Annotated in this window: 6 protein-coding genes; all 6 read right to left on the minus strand. The window is 69.6% G+C overall.

Translation table 11 applies throughout. The features are described from left to right. Window positions 1-125: 125 nt before the first annotated feature. Entirely contained in the window at window positions 126-1409 is a 1284-nt protein-coding gene (gene purD, locus QZY48_RS34090; RefSeq protein WP_295439148.1) for a phosphoribosylamine--glycine ligase, read from the minus strand. A 24-nt stretch (window positions 1410-1433) separates the two neighbouring features. Further along, entirely contained in the window at window positions 1434-2243 is an 810-nt protein-coding gene (gene lpxA, locus QZY48_RS34095) for an acyl-ACP--UDP-N-acetylglucosamine O-acyltransferase (protein ID WP_295439150.1), read from the minus strand. After that, entirely contained in the window at window positions 2240-3805 is a 1566-nt protein-coding gene (purH, locus tag QZY48_RS34100; RefSeq protein ID WP_295439151.1) for a bifunctional phosphoribosylaminoimidazolecarboxamide formyltransferase/IMP cyclohydrolase, read from the minus strand. The genes lpxA and purH overlap by 4 nt, the downstream gene beginning before the upstream one ends. 77 nt (window positions 3806-3882) lie before the next feature. Continuing rightward, a complete protein-coding gene (locus QZY48_RS34105; protein ID WP_295439152.1) occupies window positions 3883-4215 on the minus strand; it encodes a helix-turn-helix domain-containing protein in 333 nt (110 codons plus the stop codon). Next, on the minus strand, window positions 4212-5264 hold the full coding sequence (gene dusB, locus QZY48_RS34110; RefSeq protein WP_295439153.1) for a tRNA dihydrouridine synthase DusB: 1053 nt from the start codon (window positions 5262-5264) through the stop codon (window positions 4212-4214). The genes QZY48_RS34105 and dusB overlap by 4 nt, the downstream gene beginning before the upstream one ends. Continuing rightward, the coding region (gene prmA / locus QZY48_RS34115; protein WP_366929837.1) for a 50S ribosomal protein L11 methyltransferase at window positions 5255-6315 on the minus strand (1061 nt) is incomplete at its 5' end. The genes prmA and dusB, both read right to left, overlap by 10 nt.

Below are 6315 nucleotides of genomic sequence, written 5' to 3' on the forward strand. Positions count from 1 at the left end.
AGATTCTCTCGCAAGCCGATTCGCAGCGCTTCTCCGATTACGACAACGACAACGACAACGACAACGACAACGACAACGAAAACGGTTGCGTCCAACTTGTTCTTGACTCGTTACTACGGATTGACTCACGCCTCCCGCGCAATGGCCCGATAGCCGATATCGGTGCGGTAATAGCAGTCCGGCCACTGGATGCGCCGCACCCCACGGTAGGCGCGCTCCTGGGCCTCGCGAGCGGTCGCGCCGAGCGCGGTGACACACAGCACCCGGCCGCCCGCGGTCAGGGTCTGGTCGGCGGCGCGGCGCGTGCCGGCGTGGAAGACCTTGACGTCCGGGTCATCCTGGTCCGCCAGACCGCTGATCGGCAGCCCCTGTGCATAGGTGTCCGGGTAGCCGCCGGCGGCCATGACCACACCGAGCGAGACCCGCGGGTCCCAGTCCGCCTGGACCTGATCCAGGCGCCCGTCCAGGGCGGCGAGGCACAGGGCCACCAGATCCGAGCGCAGGCGCAGCAGGATGGGCTGGGTCTCGGGGTCGCCGAAGCGGCAGTTGTATTCCAGGACCTTGGGGGTGCCGTCCGGCCCGATCATCAGGCCCGCATAGAGGAAGCCGACATAGGGCATCCCCTCGGCCGCAAGCCCCGCCAGGGTGGGGGCTATGACCTCGCGCATCACCCGGTCGTGAAGCGCGGGCGTGACCACCGGTGCCGGGGAGTAGGCCCCCATGCCGCCGGTGTTGGGGCCGCGGTCGCCGTCGTCGCGCGCCTTGTGGTCCTGGGAACTGGCCATCGGCAGGCAGTGGGCGCCGTCCGCCATGACGATGAAACTCGCCTCCTCGCCGGTCAGGAACTCCTCGATCACCACCCGTGCCCCGGCGCACCCGAAGCGCCCGGCCCCCAGCATGTCGCGCACCGCCGCCTGGGCGGTCGCCAAATCCTGCGCCAGGATCACCCCCTTGCCGGCCGCGAGCCCGTCGGCCTTGACCACGATGGGCGCCCCGACCTGGTCCAGATAGGCCAGGGCCGGCTCGACCTCGGTGAAGACGCCATAGGCGGCCGAGGGGATCCCGTGACGCGCGAGGAAGGCCTTGCTGAAGGCCTTGGAGCCCTCCAGTTGGGCGGCCGCCCGGCGCGGGCCGAAACAGGGCAGTCCCGCGGCGGCGAAGGCGTCCACCACCCCGGCCACCAGCGGCACCTCGGGGCCGACGATGGTGAGTCCGATGCCCTGGTCCGCGGCGAACTGCACCAGGGCGGGGAGGTCATCCGCGGCGATCGGCACGTTCTCCACTCCCGGCTCCAGGGCGGTGCCGCCATTGCCGGGGGCGACGAAGACGCGCCGCGCGAGCGGCGATTGGGCGGCCTTCCAGGCGAGTGCGTGCTCACGGCCGCCGCCGCCGATGATGAGTATCTTCATAACGATCTCTGCCTTTGTGAGAGATTATTCTGTTCCCCTCGTGCCCGCCGCCGGACGTGCCGCGAATGAGATGAGGCCCCGCCGGCTGGACTGGATGAACTGGACGAGTTGGTCGGTCTGCGGGCCCGGGTGCTCGGTCGCGGCCTGGAGCAGGGCCTCGGCCGGGCGCAGCCCCGAGCGGAAGACCAGCCGGTAGACGGCCTTGATGCGGTTGCGGGCCTCCTGGGTGAAGCCGCCGCGGCGCAGGCCCACAACGTTGAGGCCGATGAGGCGCGCCCGGTGCCCGTCCGCCAGCGCGAAGGGCGGCACGTCCTGGGCGACGCCGGTCAGCCCTCCCACCATGGCATAGGAGCCGATGCGGCAGAATTGATGCACCGCCACCGCTCCGGAGAGAAAGCAGTGGTCCTGCACCTCCACATGGCCAGCCAGACCGGCGGTATTGGTGAAGATGTTGTGGTCGCCCACCACGCAGTCGTGCCCGGCGTGTGAATAGGCCATCCAATAGTTATGGCTGCCGATGCGGGTCCCCTCCTCGGACTTGATCCCGCAACTGATATTGACCCCCTCCTTGAAGTGATTGTGGTCCCCAATCACCAGGGGGCGCGCCCGTGCCGGGTCGAAGCTCAAATCCTGGGCCTCGGCGCCCAGGGTGGCGCCGTGGCAGACGCGATTGAAGGCGCCCAGGCGGGTCGGCCCAAAGATACGCACGCAGCTCTCGATCCGGCACCCCTCCCCGATCACGGCCCCCGCCTCGATGATCGACCAAGGGCCGACGCTGACCGTTTCATGGACCAGCGCGCCGTCCTCGATGATCGCGGTTGGATGGATGCTCAATGCCGGAAATGCCGCATCCCGGTGAAGATCATGGCCATGCCGTGCTCGTCCGCGGCGGCGATGACCTCCTCGTCGCGCATGGAGCCGCCGGGCTCGATGACGGCGGTGATGCCCGCCGCGGCGGCGGAGTCGATGCCGTCGCGGAAGGGGAAAAAGGCGTCCGAGGCCATGACCGAGCCCTTTACCGTCAACCCCGCGAGCTCCGCCTTGATGGCGGCGATGCGCGCCGAGTTGACGCGGCTCATCTGCCCGGCCCCCACGCCGATGGTCATGCCGTCGCGGCCATAGACGATGGCGTTGGACTTCACTGACTTGGCCACGCGCCAGGTGAACAGCAGGTCCGCCAACTCCTGCGCGGTCGGCTCGCGCCGGGTCACGGTGCGCAGTGAGTCGATCAGCGTGAGATCCGCGTCCTGCACCAGGAGCCCGCCGTTGACCCGCTTGAAGTCCAGCCGCGCGCCCGCCGCGGCCGACCATTCGCCGCATTCGAGCAGGCGCACGTTCTTCTTCGCCGCCACCGCGGCCGAGGCCGCCGCCGAGACCCGCGGGGCCACGATCACCTCCACGAACTGGCGCTCGCAGATGACCCGTGCCGTCTCCCCGTCCAGTTCCCGATTGAAGGCGATGATGCCGCCGAAGGCGGACTCGAGGTCGGTGCTGAAGGCACGCTCATAGGCATCGAGCAGGCTGGTGCCGATGGCCACCCCGCAGGGGTTGGCGTGCTTGACGATGACGCAGGCGATGCCCTCGTCGAATTGCTTGACGCACTCGATGGCCGCATCCGTGTCGGCGATGTTGTTGTAGCTCAGCTCCTTGCCCTGGAGCTGGCGGGCGGTGGCGACGGAGGCCTCGGTGAGATTGCGGCCGACGTAGAAGGCCGCCTGCTGATGGGGGTTCTCGCCATAGCGCATCCCCTGGCGCTTGTGGAACTGGAGATTGAAGGTGCGCCCAAAGCCCTCCGCCTTGCCCTGCGGGTGCTCGATCACCGCCCCCAGGTAATTGGCGATGGCCCCGTCATAGGCGGCGGTATGCTCGAAGGCCTTGACCGCCAGGTCGAAGCGGGTGGCGTCATCGACGCCGCCGGTCTGCGTCAACTGCGCCAGCACCCGCGGATAGTCGGCCGCATCCACCAGCACCGTGACGCCCGCGTGATTCTTGGCCGCGGCGCGCAGCAGGGTGGGGCCGCCGATGTCGATGTTCTCGATCGCCGTGGCCAGCTCGCAGCCGGGTTTGGCGACCGTCTCCTCGAAGGGATAGAGGTTCACCACCACCAGGTCGATGGGCGCGATCCCATGTTCGGTCATCACCGCCTCATCGGTCCCGCGGCGCCCCAGGATGCCCCCGTGGATCATCGGGTGCAGCGTCTTGACCCGCCCGCCCATCATCTCCGGGAACCCGGTGTAGTCCGAGACCTCGATCACCGCGATCCCCGCTTCACCGAGCAGCCGCGCGGTCCCCCCGGTGGAGAGGATCTCGACCCCCAGCCCCTTAAGCCCCCGCGCCAACTCCACCACCCCGGTCTTATCCGAAACACTGATCAACGCCCGTCGTATCGCTTGCATAGACAGAAATCCCGCTTGGCCAAAGAGACCAAATAAAAGGTTTTACACCTAGTAAAATCGCCCAGCGGGCGATTTTACTAGCGGTTGATGGAGTAGTGCGCCAGGCGCTTGCGCAAGGTGCTGCGGGTGAGCCCCAGCATGCGCGCGGCCAGGGTCAGATTACCCCCGGCGTGGCGCACCACCGTCTCGAACAATGGGCGCTCCACCTCCTCGATGACCAGCCGATGCAGGTCGACGACCCGGTGCCCATCCATATTGTGCAGATAGGTCGCCAGGGCGTCCTGCACGCACTTGCTCAGTGGATCGGCGCGCCCCGCCTGGACCACCTGAAAATCGCCGCCGGGCACTGTCGCAGCCCCTGGGTGTACCGGCTCCGGGGCCAGATCATCGTCCGTAACCGCTGTCGTCATGCCGCCTCATCCTCCCGCGCGGGGTGTTCGTTGAAGAAGGCCATGACCTTGCGTCGCTGGTCCAGCGTGCTGTCTGACCGATTGACGGAGTCTCTGAAGGCCGCGGCCCCGGGGAGGCCGCGACAGTACCAGGCGATGTGTTTGCGCGCGATCCGCACCCCGGCCCAGGTCCCGTAGAAGTCATAGAGCCCCGTCAGGTGCTCCAGGAGCAGGTCCCTGATCCAGTCTCGCGGGGGCTCGGTCGGGCTGGCGCCGGTGGCCAGATACGCGGCGATGTCGCGGAAGATCCAGGGGCGTCCCTGGGCCGCGCGCCCGATCATAATAGCATCGCAACCGGTGGAGTCCAGCACGCGCCGGGCCGCCTGGGGGGAGTCGATATCGCCGTTGGCGATCAGCGGAATGTCCACCTGCAGGCGGAGGTGTCTGAGCGTTTCGTGTTCGGCTGGGGTGGCATAGTTGCAGGCGCGGGTGCGCCCGTGGACCGCCAGGGCGGCGACCCCGCACTCGCGGGCGAGACGGGCGACGGCCAGCGCGTTGCGCTCCCCGGGGGACCAGCCGGTGCGGATCTTGAGCGTCACCGGGGCGGGTGAGGCCGCCTGCACCACCGCGCTCAAGATGCGCCCCACCAGCAACTCGTCGCGCAAGAGCGCCGAGCCCGCCGCGACCCGGCAGACCTTCCGGGCCGGGCAGCCCATGTTGATGTCGATGATCTGGGCGCCGTGGCCCAGGTTGACGCGCGCCGCCTCGGCCATCGCGCCCGGGTCGGTGCCCAGGATCTGCACCGATACGGGTCCCGACTCCCCGGCGAAGTCCAGGCGCCGGACCGATTTCACCGAGCCGCGCAGACTGGTGTCGCAGGAGACCATCTCAGACACCGCAAGGGCGGCGCCGAAGCGTCGGCACAGGGCGCGATAGGGGCGGTCGCTGACCCCCGCCATCGGTGCCAGGACCAGATTGTTGGCGAACCGGTAGGGGCCGATCACGAAGGGGCGCAGCGGCGGCCCGGCCGACGCATCCGGCCGGTCCTCGCGGCGGGTGGTCAAGGGCATGGCCCGGCGCGCCGCGTACCCGCAATGAGCGCCCAGCCCTCGCGCAACTGCACCGGGGCCAGGTCCAGTTGCCCCGCGTAGGCCGCGCACACCCCCGGCACCTGTTCGGCCAGGACCCCGGAGAGGGCCAGCCGGCCCCCGGGGGTCAGGGCCGCGAGCAGCCGCGGCGCCAGGTCGACCAGGGGGCCCGCCAGGATATTGGCGACGACGCAGTCGGCGGGCAGGCGCGCCGCGACCCCCGCCAGATCATCGGGCAGGCACAGCGTCAGGCCGTCCGCGACCCCATTGGCGGCGGCGTTGGCGGCACTCGCCTCGATCGCCTGGGGGTCGTGGTCCACCGCGATCACCGCGGCGGCCCCGAGCTTGAGCGCGGCGATGGCCAGGATGCCCGAGCCGCAGCCGTAGTCGAGCAGCGTCAGTCCGCGTAGCTCGGCCCCGTCCAGCCACTCCAGGCACAGGGCCGTGGTCGGGTGATGGCCGGTGCCGAAGGCGAGCCCCGGGTCCAGGTCCACCACCACGGCGTCCGGGTCCCCCGCCGGCTGGCCCACCGGACAGACCCAGAGCCGGCGGCCGAAGCGGGTCGGGCGGAAGTCCTCCAGCCAGACCCGCTCCCAGGCGCGATCGGCAATCTGGTCGATCAGCGGCGGCGTCAGGCTCAAAGCGGCCAGGGACTTGGCCAGCTCCTCCACCTGTCGCGCGCCGTCCGCATCGTCCGCGAACAGGGCGCGCAGCCGCACCGCGGCCCACAGGGGCATGGCCCCCGGCGGGGGCTCGAGCTGCGGGTCATCGCCCGCGTCGCCCAGGGTCACCGCCAGGGCCCCGGCGTTCTCCAGGGCCGCCTCCAGCAGCGGGGCCTGGTCCTGATCGACGGTGAGAGAGAGTTGCAGCCAGGACATCGGGGGGGTGCTCGGGGAAGGGGGTGGACAGGATACCGCCCTGCCGCGGTCCGCTCCAGTGGCCGGCGGTCTGCTGGGTGCGATCAGAACTGATGTGGTGAGCGAGATCCCGGGTACGCTGTCGTTGTCGTTGTCGTTGTCGTTGTCGTAATCGA

This window comes from uncultured Thiodictyon sp., from assembly GCF_903828115.1.
Classification (GTDB): Bacteria; Pseudomonadota; Gammaproteobacteria; order Chromatiales; family Chromatiaceae; genus Thiodictyon.